The sequence below is a fragment of the Polaromonas sp. P1_F1 genome (genome assembly GCF_056405795.1).
In genome coordinates, this window is record NZ_JBFUBJ010000004.1 from 1 (window position 1) to 20947 (window position 20947).

Annotated in this window: 18 protein-coding genes and 1 pseudogene; 4 read left to right on the forward strand and 15 right to left on the reverse strand. The window is 62.4% G+C overall.

Going from position 1 to position 20947, the window contains the following annotated elements:
- The 4 genes and pseudogenes from AC1DZE_RS12135 to AC1DZE_RS12150 all read right to left on the reverse strand — a co-directional run.
- Window positions 1-88 (reverse strand): annotated as a pseudogene (locus AC1DZE_RS12135) (XRE family transcriptional regulator); the annotation flags it as partial.
- Between the two features lie 374 nt (window positions 89-462).
- Window positions 463-1440 carry an alpha/beta hydrolase family protein gene (locus AC1DZE_RS12140; RefSeq protein ID WP_477700100.1) on the reverse strand — a complete coding sequence of 326 codons (978 nt, stop codon included), beginning with the start codon at window positions 1438-1440 and terminating at the stop codon, window positions 463-465.
- A gap of 8 nt (window positions 1441-1448) precedes the next feature.
- Complete coding sequence (locus tag AC1DZE_RS12145) at window positions 1449-4277, reverse strand: DUF3857 domain-containing protein (protein WP_477700101.1); 2829 nt, start codon at window positions 4275-4277, stop codon at window positions 1449-1451.
- Between the two features lie 87 nt (window positions 4278-4364).
- A complete protein-coding gene (locus AC1DZE_RS12150) occupies window positions 4365-6209 on the reverse strand; it encodes a glutamine--tRNA ligase/YqeY domain fusion protein (protein WP_477700102.1) in 1845 nt (614 codons plus the stop codon).
- A 130-nt stretch (window positions 6210-6339) separates the two neighbouring features.
- On the opposite strand from AC1DZE_RS12150, the gene AC1DZE_RS12155 reads away from it, so the two are divergent.
- Window positions 6340-6726: a hypothetical protein gene (locus AC1DZE_RS12155; protein WP_477674613.1), complete on the forward strand. Its 387-nt coding sequence runs from the start codon at window positions 6340-6342 to the stop codon at window positions 6724-6726.
- Between the two features lie 113 nt (window positions 6727-6839).
- On the opposite strand, the gene AC1DZE_RS12160 is transcribed toward AC1DZE_RS12155, so the two are convergent.
- From AC1DZE_RS12160 to AC1DZE_RS12190, 7 genes are all read right to left on the reverse strand, one after another.
- Window positions 6840-7421, reverse strand: a complete 582-nt coding sequence (locus tag AC1DZE_RS12160; RefSeq protein ID WP_477671538.1) for a DUF3455 domain-containing protein — start codon at window positions 7419-7421, stop codon at window positions 6840-6842.
- Between the two features lie 335 nt (window positions 7422-7756).
- Window positions 7757-8347, reverse strand: a complete 591-nt coding sequence (locus tag AC1DZE_RS12165; RefSeq protein ID WP_477671539.1) for a DUF3455 domain-containing protein — start codon at window positions 8345-8347, stop codon at window positions 7757-7759.
- 339 nt (window positions 8348-8686) lie between these two features.
- A complete protein-coding gene (locus AC1DZE_RS12170; protein ID WP_477700103.1) occupies window positions 8687-9241 on the reverse strand; it encodes a DUF3455 domain-containing protein in 555 nt (184 codons plus the stop codon).
- 352 nt (window positions 9242-9593) lie between these two features.
- On the reverse strand, window positions 9594-10265 hold the full coding sequence (locus AC1DZE_RS12175; RefSeq protein ID WP_477673606.1) for a DUF924 family protein: 672 nt from the start codon (window positions 10263-10265) through the stop codon (window positions 9594-9596).
- Between the two features lie 18 nt (window positions 10266-10283).
- Window positions 10284-11444, reverse strand: a complete 1161-nt coding sequence (locus AC1DZE_RS12180) for a branched-chain amino acid ABC transporter substrate-binding protein (RefSeq protein WP_477673607.1) — start codon at window positions 11442-11444, stop codon at window positions 10284-10286.
- A gap of 235 nt (window positions 11445-11679) precedes the next feature.
- Window positions 11680-12705 carry an alpha/beta hydrolase family protein gene (locus tag AC1DZE_RS12185; protein ID WP_477671542.1) on the reverse strand — a complete coding sequence of 342 codons (1026 nt, stop codon included), beginning with the start codon at window positions 12703-12705 and terminating at the stop codon, window positions 11680-11682.
- A gap of 136 nt (window positions 12706-12841) precedes the next feature.
- Window positions 12842-13252: a DUF2306 domain-containing protein gene (locus tag AC1DZE_RS12190; RefSeq protein WP_477671543.1), complete on the reverse strand. Its 411-nt coding sequence runs from the start codon at window positions 13250-13252 to the stop codon at window positions 12842-12844.
- Between the two features lie 301 nt (window positions 13253-13553).
- Here AC1DZE_RS12190 and AC1DZE_RS12195 point away from each other — a divergent pair, with 301 nt between their 5' ends.
- The 3 genes from AC1DZE_RS12195 to AC1DZE_RS12205 all read left to right on the forward strand — a co-directional run bounded on the left by AC1DZE_RS12195 (window position 13554) and on the right by AC1DZE_RS12205 (window position 16131).
- Window positions 13554-14387: an undecaprenyl-diphosphate phosphatase gene (locus tag AC1DZE_RS12195; protein WP_457279124.1), complete on the forward strand. Its 834-nt coding sequence runs from the start codon at window positions 13554-13556 to the stop codon at window positions 14385-14387.
- 44 nt (window positions 14388-14431) lie between these two features.
- Window positions 14432-15637, forward strand: a complete 1206-nt coding sequence (locus AC1DZE_RS12200; protein WP_477700104.1) for a dienelactone hydrolase family protein — start codon at window positions 14432-14434, stop codon at window positions 15635-15637.
- Between the two features lie 98 nt (window positions 15638-15735).
- The gene (locus AC1DZE_RS12205) at window positions 15736-16131 is read left to right on the forward strand and encodes a DUF3597 domain-containing protein (RefSeq protein WP_477666371.1); all 396 of its coding nucleotides are present in this window, start codon (window positions 15736-15738) and stop codon (window positions 16129-16131) included.
- A gap of 20 nt (window positions 16132-16151) precedes the next feature.
- Here AC1DZE_RS12205 and AC1DZE_RS12210 read toward each other — a convergent pair whose 3' ends face one another.
- The 4 genes from AC1DZE_RS12210 to AC1DZE_RS12225 all read right to left on the reverse strand — a co-directional run bounded on the left by AC1DZE_RS12210 (window position 16152) and on the right by AC1DZE_RS12225 (window position 20931).
- Window positions 16152-17657 carry an acyl-CoA-binding protein gene (locus AC1DZE_RS12210; protein ID WP_477700105.1) on the reverse strand — a complete coding sequence of 502 codons (1506 nt, stop codon included), beginning with the start codon at window positions 17655-17657 and terminating at the stop codon, window positions 16152-16154.
- A gap of 1 nt (window position 17658) precedes the next feature.
- Window positions 17659-18939 (reverse strand): MASE1 domain-containing protein, encoded by a 1281-nt coding sequence (locus AC1DZE_RS12215; RefSeq protein WP_477672721.1) that lies wholly within the window; start codon window positions 18937-18939, stop codon window positions 17659-17661.
- Window positions 18940-19263: 324 nt separating this feature from the next.
- Entirely contained in the window at window positions 19264-20100 is an 837-nt protein-coding gene (locus AC1DZE_RS12220) for an alpha/beta hydrolase (RefSeq protein WP_477671547.1), read from the reverse strand.
- Between the two features lie 3 nt (window positions 20101-20103).
- On the reverse strand, window positions 20104-20931 hold the full coding sequence (locus tag AC1DZE_RS12225; protein ID WP_477671548.1) for a proteasome-type protease: 828 nt from the start codon (window positions 20929-20931) through the stop codon (window positions 20104-20106).
- Window positions 20932-20947: the final 16 nt, after the last annotated feature.

A 20947-nucleotide genomic window follows, 5' to 3' on the forward strand; every position in this document is an offset into this window, starting at 1 on the left:
GGCCTGTACGCCTTGAGATCTCGCGAATGGACATCTGATCCCGCAATGCCCAACGTCTGATGACATTCAATGTCGCCACGTCTATCACTCCTAATTTCCCCCTGCTTTTAAAACAAGCAGGGTAGTGCCTACGTGGGTCAGTTTTGGATGGAAATTACTGCGCTAAATGGATCAGATTTCGACGGAATTCAACACATAGAAATTTTTGAGTGTTTCTACGCCTACTTACAACATGAAAGACGAAAAAAAAGCGCTGAGAACGAGCGCTTGATATGAAATCCGTTGAAAACCAGCTTGGTACAAAAGAGATGACATTTGATGGGCTTGGTTATTTGTTGAGCGAGAGTCTCATCCGCATCACTCGATTGAACACCGCTTTCTCTGATTTGTGCTCATTTAAATCTGTGACAAAGTACCCATACGCCCAAACTGACGATTTTTCGTGAGCGTTTCGGCTTGTCGTTAACCCTTAAGCCCCTTACCCGCCCGCACCACCATCTCCTCCGTCCCTACATCCCTCGCACACCACCCCGCCACAATGCGCGACGAATTCGACAGGCCATGCGCATCCGGCCCTGTGCCTTCGCCTTGCAGCACCTGCACCGGAATCTGCGCTTTTTGCAGAGCGTCGGCCATCACGGTCTGCGAGGCCCAGAAAACGTTTTTGTCATTCGGGTTGCCCAGTACAAACACGCGCAGTTTAGGGTGAGTCTTTTCCTTGACGACAAACTTCCACGGCTCGTAGGAGTCGGCGTAGTTGGTGGTGTCATTGGTGCGGCCCATCATTTCCCAGCGGATGCGGGGTGAGGAGGGGGCTGAGGTGGGGACTGCGCAAACGATGTCTGCGCGTTCAGTGATCAGGGAGGACGTGACGTGGCCGCCGCCGCTTTGGCCGGCGATGACCCATTCTTCAATGCCGTAGCGCTTCTTGATCTCGTCTAACGCGGCCGAGATGATGAGTGATTCGTCAATGCGCCTGCGCTGCATGTGGTCGCCTGATGAGCCGTGGGTGCCCGGGCGGCCCATGTAGATGTAGGGCATGCCGAGTGTTTTGGCCCAACCGTCGGCGAAGTTTTGCAACTGGGCATTGGTCAAGTCCAGGTAGTTTTTGCTGGTCTTGCCTACGCCCACAAAGACGTCGCCATGAAAGAACACGATGGCGCGTTTGACGGGCTGGTCGCCAAAACCGGCCTTCCAGTATTTGATGCATTCGGCGCCCGAACTGGCCGTGGCGGCCCAGACGGTATTGGCGGCGGCTGCGCATTGCGCCTGAGTGGCCTTGACGCCGTGCAGGATGGCCGACTCTGAAAAGTCGCCTGCATCGCTGAACTCGAAACGGCCGAACTGGGCATGACCGGTGGCCGGTACCAGCAGGGATGCCGCCCATCCCGTCATCACCAGAAAATTGCGCAGGCGCTTGGGATAGGGCGATGGGCGCATATGTGGGCCTAGGGCTTGGCGACACCCATCTGTTGCAGCTCCAGGCCCGCTGCGACGTGCTCGATGTAGAGGAGGACGCCTTTTTCGCGGGCCTTGTTGAAAAACTCGGCGGCTTTTGTCTTGTCGCCCTGGGCATAGTAGTTCTGGCCCACATAGAAGTAACCCTCCACAAGGGCCATGTCGCGCTCGTCGCCCTTTTTGCTGTCTAGTGTGGCCAGGGCCTGTTCGGGTGTCATCAGGCCGTGCAGCATGGCAAGGGCGGGGCGGGGCCAGTCACCGCCAGGCTTGGCCCTGGCAAGCGCTTGCTGTGCGGCGTCCGGCGTGATGCCCAGCCGCTTTTGTGTCCATACGCGCCACAGCTCTGCATAAAGTGCGGCGTCGGCATCAGCCTGTTTGGACTGGCTTGCTTTGGCAAAGTCTTCTGCCGCTGCCGCAAGCTGGCCGCCGTAGAAACGTGCGTGGCCGCGCCGGTACATCACGTGGTCGCTTTCGTCGCCGAGTGAAATGGCCTTGCTGTAGTCGGCAACGCTGCGGGGGTAGTCTTGCAGGCCAAAGTACACATTGCCGCGGCAGGCATAGGCGCGCGAAAAGTTGGGGCTGCCCTTGATGGCAAGCTGGGCGTCTTTCAGGCCTTCTTCGGGTTTGCCGAGGTCTGTGAGTGCCTCGGCGCGTTCGCACAGGGCGTTTGCCAGGTCGTCACCGCTCAGCCGGCCGCTGTCGATACCTTTGCCGATCTTGCCGATGCGGTCTTTCAGGCGGTCCTCAATTGTCTGGCGCAGGTTTTTGGCCCCCAGGCCCAGCAGGCCGGATGACTTGATATCGTCTTTACGCACCACTGCCACGGGGTAAAAGATCTCCCCGGTGCGGCGCAGGGCGGCCGCATAGGCCGGCACGCGTGACGCCTCGATCTGGGTTTGCAGTACGGCCAGCTCGATGGAGGTTGATGCCCGATTGCCGCGAAAGGTGCTGGAGACCTTGTAGTCAAAGGCGTCGTCGCGCACGGAGCGCGTGAGGGGGTCACGCACCACAGACACCTCAGGCGGGAATTCAATCTCGATCGAGTAACGGTTCTTGCGCGGCAGGACTTCCATGGACAGCGGCTGGGTGCGATTGACTGACGGTGGCATGACCACCATGCCCGCCATGTTGCTGGCGCTGTAGCGCACGCCCCACTCGCCAGTGGCCGTGATGGCCAGGTTGGGAATGATGTAGAGGTTTTTGACGGTTATGACGTTGTTTACGGTGTCGTCGAGCACCTGGAGCGGCGCCGAAAAACGGATGCCGGGATAGAGCCGCTCATATACCTCGCGAAACACCTTGTCGCGCTGCTCGGTCGTCCAGGCGGCCAACTGGATGCGGCGCACTTCCGCGCTGTAGCCCGACCAGAGGTTCTGGCTTTCGAGCGTGCCGTCGCCGCCAAATTTCGGCAGCGTGATTTTTTCGGTGAGTTCGTTGCGGGAGATCGCGGCGTAATCAGCTGACTTGATGCGGGTGAAGCTGCTGTTGCCGGGTTGAACAACGAGTACCTCGGAGCCTTCATGCGGCTGGCCCAGTGCGTCCAGCCGTCCGGTTTGGCCGATCAGGGTGGGGTCGAGAAAATAGGTTTTGCCTTCCACTTCCGCGCGCACGATGGCGTGGTCGAAAGCGTAAGGTGAAGGCAGCATCTTCGTCAGTCCGTCGCGGAAGCGGGTGGACACCAGCACCGGCTGTGCCTTGATGCCCAGCGCGCGCAGCATCTCGATCAGCATGAATGATTTGTCCTTGCAGTCGCCATAGCGGCGCTGCAGGGTGAGCGCGGGTTGCGTGGGGCGGTGCGAACTTTCACCCAGGGACACCGAGAAATAACGGATTTCGTTTTGCACCCATTGCAGTGCACCGGAGACGCGCTCGTCCATGGTGGGCTTGGTGCCCAGCGTTTGCACTACCTGCATGATTTCAGGAGGCAAGGGTGCGGTGCTACGGAACAGCTGGTCGGCCCAGTCCGACACCTCGGCCCAGCTCTGGAACTCCGAGAACTGCATGGAGCGGCCCACATAAAAACTGGAAGGAACCGAAGCTTCAAAGTCCACGGCTGGCAGCGCGAGCTGTTCCCAACGGAGTTTTTTCATCGCGCCGCTGACTGACTCGACAGGCTTTGGATAGTCCTTGTTCAGGTCGCCCAAAAAACGCACATTGATCTTGCGCGCGGAAGGATAGTTAAGCGTGACACGGCGCCGGTCAACCGGGCCGCCCTGGTCCCAGCTGGCGTAGTCAATGAAGCGGTTGCCCATGACCGGGTTGGCTCCGATGGTGGAGTAGGCGATCTCCAGTATGTCGCCGACGCGCAGGTCCTCAACCAGGATGGATGCGGTGGTTTCGCCGTTATAGGCGCCCATGTCGAGGCCGGTTTCCTGCTGAAGGAAGCGGATTTCGGCCGTGGCGAGCTTGTCAAGAACCTGGCCTGCGCGGTGAATGCGCAGGATATGGAGCTTGGCTCTCTGGTATTCGGGGTTGAAGGACACGGCCATCGTGCCCAGCGACTGCAACGGGGCATTGGTGTTGGCCAGCCAGGCCCGGTGTACAAAGCTGGTGGATTGTGCGGCCACCATGAATTGCGTGTCCGCCAGTATGGTTACCACTGGTGCCTTGCTTTGCGTGGCAGGCAGGTTGGTGATGGGTTCGACCCAACTGGGCAGGGCCGCCTGGCGCTCGAATTTGTCGGATGAAATCCGCACTTCCTTGACGCCTTCGTTCGGACCCTGGGTAGCAGGCGCCGGCTGGGACTGCGCGGCCAGTGCGCACAGAGCGAGCGTGCCCATCAACATCGTGCTGCGCACGGCATGCAACCAGATTTTCAAAATATTCTCCCTCGTAATTCGAATTGTTCTGTGGACGCTATTTTTAGTTTGTGCTTCGGTTTGAGCGGCGTCCATCGGCTTGCCAGGCTATTTGGCCCAGTTATCCTTCATGCCCGTGACCCGATTGAATACGGCTTTACTGGCAGAGTGATCCACCAGGTCCGTCACAAAGTACCCATGCCGCTCAAACTGAAAGCGCGTACCGGCGGGCACATTCGTCAGTGATGGCTCAACATACGCCGTCACGGCCTTGAGGCTGTCGGGGTTCAGCTCGTCGTGGAAATCCTTGTCGCCGGTGCCGGGGTGTTCGGTGGTGAAGAGGCGGTCATAAAGGCGCACTTCGGCCTGCACCGCATCGTTCACACCCACCCAGGTGATCACGCCCTTGACCTTGATGGCGTCGGAGCCGGGGGTGCCGCTCTTGGTGTCGGGGATCAGGGTGGCGTGCACTTCGGTGACCTTGCCGTTGGCGTCTTTCACTGCGCCTGTGCATTCGATGACGTGGCCATATTTGAGGCGGACCTTGCTGCCGGCAATCGCCTGCTTGCTGGCGTTGATGTGCGGCGGGAAGAGGCGGAAGAAACCTTTGGGGGGAGTCTCTTCGTAGTCGGTGCGTTCAATCCAGACTTCCTTGCCGATCTTGAACTGGCGTTTGCCCATGTCTTCATGGTGCGGGTGCACGGGTGCGCTGCAGTCGTCAAGCTTTCCTGCGCCCATGATTTCATCCCAATTGGTCAGCACCAGCTTGACCGGATCAAGCACGGCCATGGCACGCGGTGCAATCGGGTCGAGCGTGTCGCGCAAGGAACCTTCGAGCGTGCTGTAGTCGATCCAGCTGTCGCTCTTGGTGACGCCGATGCGTTCGGCAAAGAGTTGCAGTGATTCGGGCGTGTAGCCGCGGCGGCGCAGGCCGACTATTGTTGGCATGCGGGGGTCGTCCCAGCCGCTCACGCGCTTTTCAGTCACCAGCTGGGCGAGCTTGCGTTTGCTGGTGAGCACGTAGGTGAGGTTGAGGCGCGCAAATTCGTACTGGCGCGGGTGCGGTGTGGCAATGAGTTTGCCTTCGGCCAAACGGTCGAGCAGCCAATCGTAAAACGGGCGCTGGTCTTCAAACTCGAGCGTGCAGATGCTGTGGGTGATCTGCTCAAGTGCGTCTTCGACCGGGTGGGCGAAGGTGTACATGGGGTAGATGCACCATTTGTCGCCGGTGTTGTGGTGGTGTGCGCGGCGTATGCGGTAAATGGCCGGGTCGCGCATGTTGATGTTGGGCGAGGCCATGTCGATCTTGGCGCGCAGCACGGCGGCGCCGTCGGGCAGCTTGCCGTCTCGCATCTCGCGAAAGCGCGCCAGGTTCTCAGCGGGTGTGCGGCCGCGGAAGGGGCTGTTGGTGCCGGGGTGGCCAAAGTCGCCGCGGTTATGGCGCATTTCTTCGGCGGTTTGTTCGTCAACGTAGGCGTTGCCGCTTTCAATCAAATACTCGGCTGCGCGGTACATGAAGTCAAAGTAGTCGCTGGCCTGGTAGGGCTTGTCGCCCCCCTTGCCGTTGCCGATCTGCGCCCAGTCATAGCCCAGCCACTTGACGGCTTCGATGATGCTGTCGACGTATTCGGTGTCTTCTTTTTCGGGGTTGGTGTCGTCAAAGCGCAGGTGGCACACGCCTTCGTAGTCGAGTGCCAGGCCGAAGTTCAGACAAATGCTCTTGGCATGGCCCACATGCAAATAGCCGTTGGGTTCAGGCGGAAAGCGCAGGCGGATCTTGGCCGGATCGGGCTGGCCGGCGGCATGGTGGGCGGCGTCCCCCGGGCTGCCGCCCCAGCGGCGACTGGCATAAGTGCCTTCGGCCAGGTCTTTTTCGATGATCTGGCGCAGGAAGTTGCTGGGCTTGTGGGTTTCTTTGTCGGCGGGCGCGGAGGCAGGGGCGGGGGTGGTCATTGAGTGATTTTAGGGGTTAGCCGAAAGGGTTACGTTTGGCTACGCTCTTCACTGTGCATGCGGTACGCCGTTACGGGGGTGGCGCGTTTAATAAACACATGGGCATTTCCTGCCCTGTTAAGGAGATCATATGAAGACAGCAATCAAGGCAAACCGCTCCGTCGCCGTGGCAGGCGCCGCAGCCGCACTGGCGCTTGCCGCTTTCGGCTTTGCCGGTGCTGCCCAGGCCCGTGACAACGTGACCTTTTCTGTGGGCGTAGCCGCTCCCGGTATAGCGGTGGGCGTGACCAACGGCTACCCGGTGTACCAGCAGCCCGTGTATGTGCAGCCCGCCCCGGTGTACTACCAGCCTGCACCGGTGTATTACCAGCCGCGCCCTGTGTACGTGAGGCCTGCGCCTGTGTACTACGCACCGCAGCCGGTGTACTACGGCCCCAGGCACGGCCACAGGCACCACGGCGGTTACTACGTGCAGGCGCCCCCTCCGGGTTATGGGCCGGGGTATTACAGGCGCTAAGCCTGCGTTGCGGGCTAACCCGGTCTGACCCGGGGTCGCCAGGGTTAGCCGCCTTGCAACAGCAAAAAGCAAAAAGCCCGCTTCATGCGGGCTTTTTGTTGGGCGCCGAAAGATCAGCCGGCCGGCCCCCAGAAAACATAGTCCGCCTCGTAAGGCACCGACACCCGCATGCCCAGGCTGGCGGATGTGCAGGGCGGGCTCGCCACCACCCCGCCCGCGGTTCTGCGGCTCTGGATGTAGCTGACGCTGGCGAGCGCACCCGGGGTTTCTGAAGGGCTCACCATGGCTCGCTGCAGCGGAAGGCCGCTACGGTCAGCGGACACTTCTACCAACTCCTTCGCGGTGACTTTGGAGCCGTCGCTGTGCACCCAGCGCGAGCGCAGGCCCGGGTAGTACGTGACGGTCTGGCCATTGCTGTCCTGCAGCCGCAGCCCCGGTGACTGGAGCAGCCAGGCGTATTCATAGGGCGCACGTTTGATGGCCTGGCACTCATACAGGAGGTCGCCCTTGCCCTGGGCTTCCAGCACGGCCTTGTGGCCCGCCGGCACGCGTATGGCTTCAGGCAGGGTCTGCTGGGCGTTGTAGGGGTTGGGCAGGCGCACGCTGCAGGCGCCAAGCACCCCCACTGCGCCGGTGACCATGAGCACGCTTCGCAGCAGGGCGAAGCAGGGAGCGCGAGAGGCTTTGGTGTTCACGGCAGGTTCCAGGTGAGGGGCGATGGTCTCAGGCACCAGTAAAACACAATGAGCCAGGCCCGCTGTAGGACGCTGAAGGGAATGGGTGCGGGCAAAGGTCGGCAGGTTTGACTGGGTGGGGTGATGGCGCATTGGAAGCGTCCAGCCGGTATTCCATGCCGGTGCTCATGCCGATGTCGTGATGCAGCTCCATCCCAGTGCCAAATATGGCTGTAGCCCAATAAGAATAAGCACGAGCAGCTATAAATTCAGTAGCAGGTTGAGTCTGCCCACACCAGAAAAAAAGCCCGCAGACCAAGGGCCTGCGGGCTTTTGGGGTCCATTGCCGCTCTGCTTCAAGAGGCTTTCCAGAAAATATAGTCGGCCTGGTAAGACGTTGTCAGCTTGTCGCCGAGGTCGGATTGCGTGCAGGCCTTGCTCAGGTCTTGCCCGCCCTTGGTCTTGATGCGCTGGATGTAGGTGATGTTTTGCAGGACGCCAGGCGTGGCGCCCGATGCACCGGTGGAAAGCTGGTTCGGCAGGTTGGTGGCGCCTATGCGGGGCGCCAGCGCCACCTGCGTGCCGACCACGCTGGAGCCGTCGATATGCGTCCAGGTGGCAGGCGGGCCGGAATATTTCGCGACGGTTTTGCCGGTGCGGTCCAGCAGGTCGGCCTCGGGCCTCACGAGAACCCAGCCGATGGTGCCGGCCGTGTCGGCGTTGGCCTTGCACTCGTAATGAAGCAGGCCGCTGGCGGTGGTTTCAAGCGCCACAACATGCCCGGGCGGCACCTTGACCGATGCATCCAGCGGGTCCTGCGTGTATTCCTTGGGAAGCGGCGCGACGCCGGAGCAGGCGGTGATCAGCGCGGCAGTGCCGGTGACCATGGCCAGCGTGACGGCAACGCTCTTGCTATAGGCCCAAAAGGTGTTGTGTGTGCTTTTCATGAAGGCTCCTCGGGTTGTTGTTTTGCCTGCTTGCCAGTAAAGCCCGCTGAAATGTAAACATCTGTAGGACGCCGCGCAGCCTCATTGCCAGCGCCTTGCCGGACCGTTTGCGGGTAAATGCGACAGCTCAGGCGATACGCCAAAAGACAGTCAGGCAACAAGCCCAAGCGGCAGCCAACCGCCCGTAAAAAAGCCCACAGCGCCGGCCTTGCGGCAAGCCTGCGGGCGTAAGACCAGCCCCGCCTGACTTCAGAGCTGGCGGCTCACCCTGGGAGATGCGGGTGAAGGGTATCGGGCGCCGGGAGAGTGCCTGTGCGAACCCCCTGCGCCTTCCTGCGCTTACATCGCCTTGTAGAAGATGTAGCCGGCCTGGTACTTCACGACCTGTTTGGCGCCCATGTTGCCGGCGGCGCAAGGCATGGCGGGTGCAACGCCGCCCTGGGTGTCCACGCGCTGGATGTAGGTCACGCCGCTCATGGCGCCGCTGCCCATGGCCGGGTTGCCCTTGACGAGCTGCAAAGGGATGTTGCCCATGCCGCCGGGGGCGACCGCGATTTGCGTTGCTGTCAGCTTGGAGCCGTCCATGCTTTCCCAGGTGGCCGGCGGTCCGTAGTATTTGCCGACCTGCTTGCCACTGCGGTCATTGAGCTTCGCGTCGGGGCCGACAAAGACCCATTCAAACTGGCCGGCCATGTCTTTTTTGGCATTGCACTGGTAAGTGATGTCGCCCACGCCGACGGTCTCCATCGCGACCTTGTTGCCGGCCGGCACCTGCACGGCAGCCGGCAGGCCGGCCTGCGAGTAGGTGGGCATCATGGGCGACATGCTGCCGCAGGCGGCGAGCAGGGACACGAGCAGAACTGAAGCTGAGGCGGTGGCTGTGCGTAAAGTCATTTTTGAACTCCTGGGTTTTTGTGAACCGGCCAGGCTGGCCGGTGGTGAACTAGGGCGGCCGGCCGTTGTTGTTGGCGATGTGGCGCCGGACGTCCCGTTGCTAGTACGGCGTAGCCAAGGCTATGGATTCAAAAGCAGGAAAGATGAGGCCTACTGTTGCTTGCTATCAAATTAGTAGCTGCTTGCGCAAGTTCCACTTGGGCTGGAGGCCGATTTGATGCATAACTCCCGCAGAGCCGGTTCTTCGGCGTATTCACCAGCGGGGGCCGCGGAACCGGCTTTGCCGGGCCGCAGGCGCCGTCCCCTTGAGGGGAGAACAGGCTACACGCAGTGAGCCTGGACAGGGGGAACCTCACTGCCCGAAGCGCGGGCCCTTGAGGAGAAAGTCGGCTTCCTCGGGCGTATCGGTACGCCCCAGCGCCGCGTTGCGGTAGGGGAAGCGTCCGAAGCGGGCGACGATGTCCCGGTGCTGGTGGGCGAAGTCAAGATTGCCGCGCAGGCGTTGCTTGAGTGAATCGGGCGCGTCGTCCACCAGCCGGGTGAAGCGCGCTACGCATTCATCTTGCAGCGCCAGGCTCTCGGCATGCATCAGCGGCATGTACAAAAAGATGCGCCCGGCCCAGGACAGCTGCAGGTCGGTTTGGGCGGCCAGCGCCTCCAGCACCAGTTGCTGGGCCCGCGTATCGCCGGCAAAGGCCTTGCCGGAGCCGCGAAAGACATTGCGTGTGAACTGGTCCAAAAGGATGACCAGCGCCAGGCGGTGAAGGGGCGGTTGCGCCCAGCCTTGCAGGCCGCCGTCCACGGCTGCCTCGACCTCAAGGCCGAAGCGCGTGCGGATGTCTTCGTCGAGTTCGGCGCCGCCGCCAAACCAGCGTTTGCCAAGGTCTTGCGTGGGCCAGTCTTTTTCGACGCCGTCGCCCAGCCAGAAGTCCAGGACTTCGGCGGGCGTGGCGTGGTGGCGGGCAGGCGCCGCGCCGGAAGATGCGCCAGGGAGTGCGCCTGGGAATGAGGTGGGCTCGGTCATGACGACCGAAAGCTTAGCCTACCAGCGGTCGGAGCGCAGCTGCAGGTCCCAAACACCCTTGCGGATCGAGTAAACGCCGACCACGCCGTAACGCTGCTCGCCTACCGAGTCCCACTTCATGGAGCCGGTAATCGGCGCGTAGCCGTCAAAGGTGCGCAGGGTTTCGGTGATCTTTTCAGGCTTGACCGAGTTGGCGCGCCGCATGGCGCCGGCCAGGATGTACATCGCGTCGTAGGTGTAGTGGCCGCCGTAAGCCGGCTCCCTTTTGAAGGTTTCCTGGTACTTGCTCAGGAAGGCCTTGCCGTTGACGAATTCCTTGGCGTCCAGGATGGGCGAAGTAGCGTAGATTCCCTTGACTGTGTCGCTGCCCTTGAGCATGTCGGTCGTCTTGATGGTGTCGCCGCCCAGGATGCTGATCTGCTGGTTGTAGTCGATCTTCTTGAGGGCATCAATCAGCGCGAGGATCTGGAAGTCGCCTTGCGTGGACACGACCACTTCGACATTGCCGTCCTTGATCTTGCCGGCCAGCTCGTCAAACTTGGTGGTCTTGTCGTCGGATGAATAGGTGACCACTACTGCCTTGCCGGCTTTCTTCAGCTCGACGGCCGCACCGGCGGCCAGGCCCTTGCCGTAGGTGGTGCCGTCATCGACGATGGCGAACTTGCTGGCGCTGAGCTGGTTGGCGGCAAAGGAGCCGATCGCGCGGGCCTGCAGGTTGTCGTTGGCCACCAGGCGGAAGGTGGTGGCCAGGCCCAGCTCGGTGAACTTGGGGTTGGTCGAGATGGCCAGCTGGGGAATGTTTTTGGCGGCATAGACCGGTGCGGCCGGGATGCTGACGCCCGAATTGAGGTTGCCGATCACGGCGACCACGCCGGCGTCGACGAGCTGCTGCGCGACTTCCACACCGGTTTTTGGATCAGACCGGTCGTCCATGGCCACGATTTCAATCTTGACCGTCTTGCCCTTGATCTGGAAGCCCTCCTTGTTGATCTCGTCCACGGCCATCTTCACGCCGTTGTGCAAGTCCTGGCCGAGCGCGGCGAGGTTCCCCGACAGCGGTTGGGCAACGCCGATCTTGATGGTGTCTGGTGGGTTGTCACAGCCCGAGAGCAGGGCACTGGCTACGGCAATGGCGGTCAGGCCGACCAGGGCATGGCGGCGGGATGTGAAGCTGTTCATCGTGAGAACCTTGGTGGTAATGTTGGTGTAACTGAATGTATATTTCACCTTMATGAAGCGGTAGTGGGGTTCACCCCTCAGCGAATGAATGTACGAGTAGATAAGTTTTACTAATGATTCTTATTGGTTCGTTTCTGACTCAAAAACGCACCTGAAAGGATCGTTTTTTGTTCACTTCGATGCGTGACTGCCAGGCGTGCCTGTGGCCCGTCTCACAAACCCATCGCCGGGGAATTCAGGGAAGCAGGTGCCTGCGCAGGAAGCTGCTGATCTTCTGGTCCACCTGGGGAAGCTCGCTGCGGTCAAAGCCGGGCGGGTCCAGCAGCAGGTCTTTGGCCAGGGCTGACATGGCATCGGCCGGTGGCGGCGGCGACAGCAGCGCACCGTGGCCGCCGGTGGGCAGGTCGGCCAGGTGTTCGCAGCGCTTGCAGGCCGCAAGCACCACGTCGCTGTGAAAACGGGGCACCAGCCAGCGGTCTTGCCGGGCGGTCACCAGCCCGAGCGGCACGGGCGGTGCGGCCAGCGAGGCCATGTCGAAATCGGCGGCCAGCGGAACGCCGGCAACCACGGCGCGAATGCGCGGATCGGTGTGGGTTTGCCAGCCTGCGTCGCTGAATCTTTGGCGGATCACTGCCAGCGCCACCGATTTTTTCAGGCCGTCCAGCATGCCGCCCGTAAGCCGGGTGGTCAGCCCGACGCAGGTGTGAAAGTCCTCGGCAATGTTGGCCTCGCAATGCCGGGCCAGCAGCGCCGGGGACCAGCGGCCACCGGCGAGCGTCAGGGCGGTATGGCCGCCGGCCGACATGCCGTACATGCCGACCTTGTCCAGCGACAGGAGCGGTGCAAGGCGCTGGTCACGCGCTACCGCGTCAATGGCGCGGGAGACCTCGGCGGGCCGCTGCTTCCAGCTGTCGGGTCCGGGGGTAGACGGGTCCATGGCGTTGTCGCCGCGGTGCAGGGGAAACGCAACGACGAAGCCGTCTTCGACCAGGCGGCGCGCCAGGTCGGTGTACGTCCAGGGCGAGCCGCCCGAGCCGTGCGAGATCACCACGAGGCGCGTGTTGCCGCGCACGGGTTGGCCACCGCGATCAAGTTTGAGGGAATAGGAGCCGAACTGGGCCTGCCGGTCTTCACCGGCGGAAGGGTAAAAAACGCTGACGGGGCCATCGTCCTGCAGGCCGGGCAGTTCGGTGAATCCCATGCCGGCCTGCACGCAGGTGGCGGCGAGCAGCAACAGGCCGCTCAGGACATAACGGTGCATGGGTGTTCCTTCGTTTTCTGGGCGCCCGGGTGGGGCATTGTGTGCGTCCGAGGGATTTTCACCGGACTCCGTGCACGGACCGTCCTGCCACGGGCTCGTCAAAAAATGCTGCAGCTTTTCCGGGCGATGTGGAAAGTCACAGCAGGCCGAGCTGCGCCCACAGCATCTTGCCCAGGTAGCGGTCGGGCATCAGCGTGAACACGCCTGCCACCAGGCATGCGCCAATGTAGAGGGACTGCATGGCGCGGCGGTGGCCCGCAATGTTGCCGCGGCTCAAATGCCAAAACGCGCCGGTCAGGCTGAGCAGTGTGAAGGGCACCAGCAGGTGGATGGGTGTGTAGCCGGCGATATTGGGATAGTCATAGTCGCGGATGAAAACTGCCGTCGCGGCGGTGACCAGCATCATCGTCACGAAGGCATAACCAAAAGCCCGGTGCAGCTTGGGCCGCTGCAAGCGCCCTTTACGCGCCCACAGCGCGACGGGCCCAATGACGATGGCGGTGCTGGCAGCAAACAGATGAATGGCGATCAGCGGTGTCAGTTGCATGGCTGTGGCGACTGGCGGAAGGGGTAACAAATTGTGCACAGAAATACCACCCCTGTCCAGACTCACTGCGGTAGCCTGTTCTCCCCTCGAGGGGACGGCGCCTGCGGTCTGGCAAAGCCAGTCCCGCGGCCCTACTGGTGAAATACCCCCATCCGGGTTGCGCGCCGGGAGCTCTTGAACCCAGCCGGGGCCGCGGAACCGGCTTTGCCGGGCCGCAGGCGCAGCGGCCCCCTTGGGGGGCAGGGAGCTACACGAAGTGAGCGACCGTGGGGGCCATAATCTTTCATTTTCTGGAGACCGCGTGGATATTGCACTGTTGATCAAAGCCGCCGTCATGGGCATCGTCGAGGGCCTGACTGAATTCCTGCCGATCTCCTCGACAGGGCACCTGATATTGGCCGGTGCGCTGCTGGGATTTGACGATGAAAAAGCCAAGGTGTTTGATATCGCGATCCAGACTGGCGCCATTTTTGCGGTGATCCTGGTGTACTGGCAGAAGATCCGCGCGACCGCCGTAGCCCTGCCGACCGAGAAACAGGCGCAACAGTTTGTGCTCAATGTGCTGGTGGCTTTTGTGCCCGCCGTGGTGCTGGGCCTGCTGTTCGGCAAAGCCATCAAGGCCCATCTTTTCACGCCCGTGGTGGTGGCCAGCACTTTCATCATCGGCGGCTTCATCATCCTCTGGGCCGAAAAGCGGCAGCAAAAGAACACCGCGGCTGCGCGCATCCAGGAGGTGGAGGACATGACCGTGATGGACGCGGTGAAGGTCGGCCTGGTGCAATGCCTGGCGATGATTCCCGGCACCAGCCGAAGCGGTGCGACCATCATCGGCGGCATGCTGCTGGGGCTGTCGCGCAAGGCCGCGACCGACTTCTCGTTTTTCCTGGCCATGCCGACGCTGATTGGCGCCGGCGCCTACAGCCTGTACAAGGAGCGGGCGCTGCTGTCTGCTGCCGACATGCCCATGTTTGCGGTAGGCTTGGTGTTTTCGTTTTTCAGTGCCTGGCTTTGCGTACGCTGGCTGCTGCGCTACATCTCGACCAACAGCTTTGTGCCGTTTGCCTGGTACCGCATCGCGTTCGGCATTGTGGTGCTGGCCACGGCATGGAGCGGGCTGGTGGTTTGGGCGGCGTAAAAAACTGAGCGTCCGGTAAAAGAGACGCAGAGGAGGGGACTGCCATGACCTGGCTTCGGTATTTTTCTGTTCTTCTTTGGGGCTTGCTGCTGGCACAGCTGTCGCATGCGAGTGGCCCGGTATTTATCCCGTCGCAGGACGGCAAGCTGCAGATTCCCGGCTACTGGTTCGACACCGGCGACAAGGATCCGCGGCCCGTCATCATCGGCCTGCATGGCTGCGGCGGCGGGCTCGACAGTAAAGGCAATTTTGCCGAGCGGCTCTTCCGGTATGGCGGGTACTTCAACGCGGAGCGCATGCATTTCCTCGCGCTGGACAGCTTCACCCCGCGTGGCCAGAAATCGATTTGCGAGACACCCAACAAGCTCCGCACCATCCACGAAAGCGATCGCCGCGAGGATGTGTTTGCTGCCATCGACTGGCTGGTGAAGCAGCCGTCTGTGGATGCTTCGCGCATTGTGGTCCTGGGCTGGTCGCATGGCGCGCAGACGGTGCTCAGCACTATCGACGCCACAGACAAATACGTGCAGGCACAGAAGGTGCAGCCGCGCGCCGCCGTGGCTTTTTACCCTGGCTGCCTGCTGAACAACAGGATGTGGAACTATGAAGTCCATGTGCCGCTCCTGATCATGATCGGCGAGCTCGACGACTGGACACTGGCCCCGGAGTGCGTCACCCTGCATGGGCGCCTGCAAAAGAACAAAGCCAATGCGCCGGTGGAACTGACGGTTTACCCCGGCAGCTACCACGGCTTTGACGGCCCCGGGCCTGTCAAACAAATGGAAGGCCTGGGCAACACCAAAACCGGCAAGGCCACGGTGGGCGGCAACCCCGCAGCGCGGGAAGCATCACATGCGCGCATGTTCGAGTTTCTCTCGGCGCAACTGGGCCAGCCCTTGCTGTTGTCGCACGCCCAGCGCTTCAAAGGGCATCACTACGTGGTGCCGCAGGCCTCCGGCTTTGCGGCGGCCGATGACGCGGCGGCCGTGCCGCTCAGCGACGCCGGCAAGGCGCGTTATGCCCACTTCCGCAGCTTGCCGTCTCCCAAAGCCTTTGCCGTGACGGAGAAGGGCGGCTGGTACTTCAACGCCGGCGAGCCCGAAGCCATGGCGACGACCTTCCAGCAGTGTGCGAGGGCGAAATCGAAGTGCTGGCTGTATGCGGTAGACGATCAGGTGGTGTGGCAGCCCGATGCGGCGGCGCGGGCGGGTGAAGCGGGCCTGAAACGCGTGGGTGCGCCAGCCCGTTGAGCGATGCGTTGCCCAAGCTGCGATTGGCGTGACGTCTGACAAAAGCTGTCACATCCCGGTGTTACGCTGGATTTTTAAACTTCACGCAGGGGCGCACCATGAGTATTCTCGGCAAAATTTTCGGCAAGATATTTCCCTCGCTGCAAACGCCCGATGCCGCGCCGCCGGTGGCTGCCGCTCCCGCTGACACGGCCCCCGCAGCGCCTGCCCCGGCGCCTGCAGCGCCGCCCATGCAGCAGGTGGATGTCGAAGCCCTGCTCAACGGCATGGCCAGCAAGAACCCGGAAAAACTCAACTGGAAGACCTCTATCGTCGACCTGATGAAGCTCCTGCACCTGGACAGCAGCCTGGGTGAGCGTAAGGAGCTGGCCAAGGAACTGGGTTACACGGGTGACATGAATGACAGCGCGACCATGAACATCTGGCTGCACAAGCAGGTCATGAACAAGCTGGCAGCCAACGGCGGCAAGGTACCCGCCGACCTGATGGACTAGCCCCGCGAAGGGACGAACGCTCAGGCGGACCTGAGCTTTTCCACCAGGGCTGTGTAGCCGGCCATCGCGTCTTCGCGGGTCATGCCCTTGCGCTGGGCCCAGGCATCGTATTTGGCGCGGCCTGTCACGTCCATCATGCCGGGGCGTTCGCCGGTCGCGTCCCCCAGCGTCGCCTGTTTGTACAAGGCATAGAGGCCCAGCAGGGCTTCGTTGTCAGGTGGTTGGGCCAGCGTCTTCACCGCGATGCCGGCGGCTTCAAAAGCGCGCTCGGCTTCACTGGGCCCGGCAGGGGCCACCGGTTCACCAAAGTGCGCGTCTTCCAGCGCCACGTCGTCGGGAAACCAGCGTGCATCGAGCAGCCGGCCCGAGCGCACCGCAAAGGCCAGCACACCTTGTGACATCAGGCCGCCGGCCGTGAGCGTAGCGGGCACCACCGCCACGCCGGCATTGAACACCGGCTGCCCGAATGCCGTGAACCGCACTGCAGCGGCCCACGGCAGCATGGCTTGCAGACCCTTGTTGCCGCGGTAAACGCCGCTGGCGCGGTTGGCGCCGGGCTGGAACCATGCCATGTCCGAAGCGCCCCTGGCAAAGATGCCGGTGAAGTCGCCGGCCTCCAGCGAGGTACGCAGCGCTTGCGCAAAGGCGATCAGCGCTTCGGGGCTCATCTTCGGGTTGTCTACCGCCATGCCCAGTGAGGCCGCGCTGCTGGCGCCGAAAAACTCCAGCACGTTGCGGGCAACCTGTTCGCGGTCGTTGTCGACGCAGATCATGTGATAGCTGTTTTCCAGCACCACCATGCGGGCTTTGGCGCCGCCTATCTGCTCGACCAGGTAGTTGGCCGAGCTCAGGCTGGTGAGTTCGTCCTCGCGTGCATGGATCACCAGGGTTTCGCTGGCCATGTCTTTCAGGCCCGTCATCACCCAGCCGCGAAGCCGGTCTACCTGCCGCACGCAGGCCAGCGGTACCCAGCGGTAATGAAAGGCTTCACCGCGCGCAAATTTGGCCTTGACGATGGCGCGCAGCTGTTCGTTCTTGATGCCGAAAGGGTCTTCTTCCTCGACCTTCATGCGTGCTGCAACGCCGGGCAGGTGGTACATCAGGTGGCGCAGCGGTGTGTACCAGGCGGTGGCCCACCCGTCGATGTAGATAGGCGGCGCCAGCGCGATCAGCTTGCCGCGCGTGTGCTTTTGCCGCTTGGCCAGCTCGGTGGCCAGCAGTGCGCCCATGCACATGCCCATGATGTGGAAGTTGTCGTGCTGCGCGGCCACCTCGTGGTATTTGGCGGTGACGGCATCCATCCACTGCTCAGCGGTCACGTTCACCAAATCCTCGGGCGTGGTGCCGTGGCCGGGCAGGGTCAGCGAATGGGTGACAAAACCGGCGTTTTTCAGCCGCTTGTGCATGGAGCCCAGATCGTATTGCGTGCCGCCCAGCCCGTGAATGAGGAAAACGGCCGGCGTCTTCTTGTCCACGGCCGGCGCTGGTGACTCGGCGGAAGCGGTGCTGGAACTGTCCAGAGCCACGTCAGGCCTCGACTTCCAGCAGCGCTGCAACCTGTTCGACATTGCCGTCGGCGCCGCGCACACCCGACAGGCGCGCGTTCACGCTGGCCACGCGGCCGTCGCTCCAGCGCAGGGTGTTCTTCCACAGCACGTGGTCGCGCTGGCCCTGCGTCAGGTCGCGCCAGTCGGCTTGCAGTCCGGGCTGCTCTTGCGGGTCGGCGTGGGCGATGAAGTCCTGCACGGTCAGCAGTGCGTTGGCGTTGGTGCGCAGCAACTCGCTGGCACCTTCGCCCCATTCGGCAGCGCCCGTCCTGGCGTCAAAATTGGCGACCACCGTGCGGTTGGAGTCCAGCACCTGGCGGTAGCGGGTGCGCCAGTCTTGCGCCTGCGCCAGGGCCTGTGCGGCGGTGGCGCCCAGGGCATTGACCACGCCCACCAGCAGCGCCATCACGGCGACATACCCCTGGATCTCGATCACCGCTTCGCCGGGAAAGCCTTCCACTTCGGCGAAGGGGCCGCCGCCGGCGTTGGTCCAGGCGACCAGGGCGAGCGCGCCGATGAGCGTGGCCACCGTGGCGCCGCGTTCCTTCCAGAGGATGGCGGTCACCACCATGAAGGGCAGCGGCAGGTAGGTGAGGGTGGGGCCCAGCGATGCGCTGAACCGGTCGGACACATCGCTTGAAAAGATCAGCCCCGCCACCACAAAGAAAAGCAGGAAGGTGCCCGCGCCCGCCAGGAACTGGCTGGTGGCCATGCCGCCCGAGCGCTTGACCTTGAAGCCGGAAAACGCAGTGATGAGCGGCGCAATCAGCAAGATACCGACAAAGGTGGTGCAGGTCCACACGCGCCATTCGGTCAGCAGGACAACGGGCTCCGGCAGGGCCCAGCTCCAGAGCATCACGCCGATGCTGGCACCCAGCGCGGAGGTCAGCAGTGCGCCCAGCAGCACGCCGGCGTAAGCCTTACCCGGCTCCATGCCGCCGTCGGGCCCGGTGCTGCGCAGCAGGCGCGCCACCCAGGCGCCCAGGCTGGCGCAGAAGGCTTCGTTCAGGCCAAAAGCGATGGCAGGCAACACGGCCAGGCCGTCCAGCAAAGCCAGCGCGATGGCCGCCAGCGCGGCGCCCGCCAGTACGGCGGGGCGCTTGGGCGGCTTCACGGCCAGCAGCGCGCCAAAGGTGACGCCCGTGGCCAGCCAGACGGATGCGCTCAGCGTCATCGCGTCGCCCATGCTTTGGGACAGCACCGCTGCAACGGCCCAGGCTAGAAAGGTCACGGCAAGGGTGACGATAAAGGACAGGGCCATGAGAAACCTCCTCTGAGAGTCGTTCTGATGCGCGGCACAGGGGGCTGCCGGATGTGCTGGGCTAGTTTATCCAGTCTGTTGCGAATGTTGAACCGCAGTCTTGAGGGTAAGTCCCCGCGGCGTCAATATCGCTGAAATCTGCACTTTTAGGTGGTTTTTGGCCTTTTGGGAAATAGGGACGGGCGCTGGCAGCTATTGAATTGATAGCGGTTCCTTGAGGCCGGTTTGTGTTCCGACTGGGCGCTTTCGTCTAGGAGCTGCTGGCCGGGCAACCCCCGGCCAGCCGCCCTCAGCAGAGGGCGCACCGCCGGAAACAACAGCAGCCTACTCGAGGAAATTCCTCAAAGCCGCCTCAACCGCAGCCGCCGTTGCCAATGGCTTCTCCATCGGAAACAGATGACTCCCATCCAGCATCATGATCCGCCCCTTCGTCACCTTTTCGGTCATCGCCATCCCAACCTGCTTCATCTCGGCCGACTGCCGCCCGCCGATAAAGGCAACAGGGCATTTCAGCGGGTGGCGTTTAAGCAGGCCTTCCAGGTTGTGGGGAAGCGTGTTGTAGATCGCGGTTTCGACGTCGCGGTCGAAGCTCAGCAGGCGCTGGCCTTCGCCGGCATCGTCGTGGGTGCCATGCTCGATGTAGTCGCGCAGCACTTGCTCGTCCCAGGCGGCAAATGCCTTCTTGCTGCGAAAGTGTTCAAAGACCTCGTCTTTGCCTACCCATTGGTGACGGCGTTTGCGGCTGATGGCACCGGGGGATATGGAGCCCACCAGTTGTGCGCGCTTGGCCACGCTCAGCGCTGCGGCGCGCCAGCCGCCGAGGATGGGGGAGTCGACCAGCACCACGCCCTTGACGGGCTGGCCGCCGAGCACCGGGTTGCGCGCAGCGCACATCAGGCTTAAAAAGCCGCCCAGCGAATGGCCCACCAGGAAAGCCGGCTGGCCGGATTTTTCAACCTCGCGGGCCGTGAAGTCGGCCAGTTGCTGCACCAGGTGCGGCCAGTTGCTGGTGACGGGGTAGCGCGGGTCGTGGCCGAATTTTTCAATCGCCTTGACCTGAAAGCCGCGTGCTTTCAGGCTCTGGAACACCGCGCTGTAGGTGCTGGCGGGGAAGCTGTTGCCGTGGGAAAAAATGACCAGCGGCTTTGCGTTGGCGGGCACGGCTTAAATCAGTTTCTCGTCAGGCGTGCTGATCTTCTTTAACGGCTCATGGCGGGTGGCCGGCATCTTCAGCGGGATGTCGGTGTGCGCGTCGTCCCACACCGGGTCTTCGATGCTGTCGAACACTTCGCGCAGCTTCTGGCCCCAGCTGCTGTGCATCATGCGGTAGTAGGGGTTGTCGTTGTCGATGCAGACGATCTTGTCGCTCCGGTAGGTGTCAGCCTCATAGACCACCAGATCCAGCGGCAGGCCAACCGAGAGATTCGACTTCATGGTCGAGTCCATGGACACCAGCACACACTTGGCGGCTTCGGCCAGCGGCGTGGCCGGGGTGAGTACGCGGTCCAGCACGGGTTTGCCGTATTTGGATTCGCCGACCTGGAAATAAGGCGTCTCGTCGGTCGCTTCGATGAAGTTGCCGGCTGAATACATCTGGAAGAGGCGCATGTTCTCGCCGCGGATCTGTCCGCCAAAGACCAGCGAGACGTTGAAGTCGACATCGGCGTTTTTCAGTGCTTCGGCGTCGCGGTCGTAGACGCGGCGTATTGCCGAGCCCAGCACGCGTGCGGCATCGAACATGCTTTTGGCGTTCCAGATCGTGATGGCTTCGCCGCCGTCGTGGTCCTTGAGCTGCTCGATCTGCAAAATCTCGCGGATCGACTGGGAAATCGACAGATTGCCGGCCGACAGCAACACCATGAAACGGTCGCCCGGCTTTTCATAGACGATCATTTTGCGGAAGGTGCTGATGTGGTCCAGGCCCGCGTTGGTGCGGGAGTCTGACAGGAACACCAGCCCGGCATTGAGTTTGGCGGCGACGCAGTAAGTCATGAGGTGCTCTGGAAGT

Coding starts and splice junctions, on each gene's coding strand:
- AC1DZE_RS12155 (WP_477674613.1), top strand. CDS start 6,340: ATGAAGACAGCAATCAAGGCAAACCGCTCCGTCGCCGTGGCAGGCGCC.
- AC1DZE_RS12165 (WP_477671539.1), bottom strand. CDS start 8,347: ATGAAAAGCACACACAACACCTTTTGGGCCTATAGCAAGAGCGTTGCC.
- AC1DZE_RS12225 (WP_477671548.1), bottom strand. CDS start 20,931: ATGACTTACTGCGTCGCCGCCAAACTCAATGCCGGGCTGGTGTTCCTG.
- AC1DZE_RS12140 (WP_477700100.1), bottom strand. CDS start 1,440: ATGCGCCCATCGCCCTATCCCAAGCGCCTGCGCAATTTTCTGGTGATG.
- AC1DZE_RS12200 (WP_477700104.1), top strand. CDS start 14,432: ATGACCTGGCTTCGGTATTTTTCTGTTCTTCTTTGGGGCTTGCTGCTG.
- AC1DZE_RS12215 (WP_477672721.1), bottom strand. CDS start 18,939: ATGGCCCTGTCCTTTATCGTCACCCTTGCCGTGACCTTTCTAGCCTGG.
- AC1DZE_RS12190 (WP_477671543.1), bottom strand. CDS start 13,252: ATGCAACTGACACCGCTGATCGCCATTCATCTGTTTGCTGCCAGCACC.
- AC1DZE_RS12205 (WP_477666371.1), top strand. CDS start 15,736: ATGAGTATTCTCGGCAAAATTTTCGGCAAGATATTTCCCTCGCTGCAA.
- AC1DZE_RS12175 (WP_477673606.1), bottom strand. CDS start 10,265: ATGACCGAGCCCACCTCATTCCCAGGCGCACTCCCTGGCGCATCTTCC.
- AC1DZE_RS12150 (WP_477700102.1), bottom strand. CDS start 6,209: ATGACCACCCCCGCCCCTGCCTCCGCGCCCGCCGACAAAGAAACCCAC.
- AC1DZE_RS12180 (WP_477673607.1), bottom strand. CDS start 11,444: ATGAACAGCTTCACATCCCGCCGCCATGCCCTGGTCGGCCTGACCGCC.
- AC1DZE_RS12185 (WP_477671542.1), bottom strand. CDS start 12,705: ATGCACCGTTATGTCCTGAGCGGCCTGTTGCTGCTCGCCGCCACCTGC.
- AC1DZE_RS12170 (WP_477700103.1), bottom strand. CDS start 9,241: ATGACTTTACGCACAGCCACCGCCTCAGCTTCAGTTCTGCTCGTGTCC.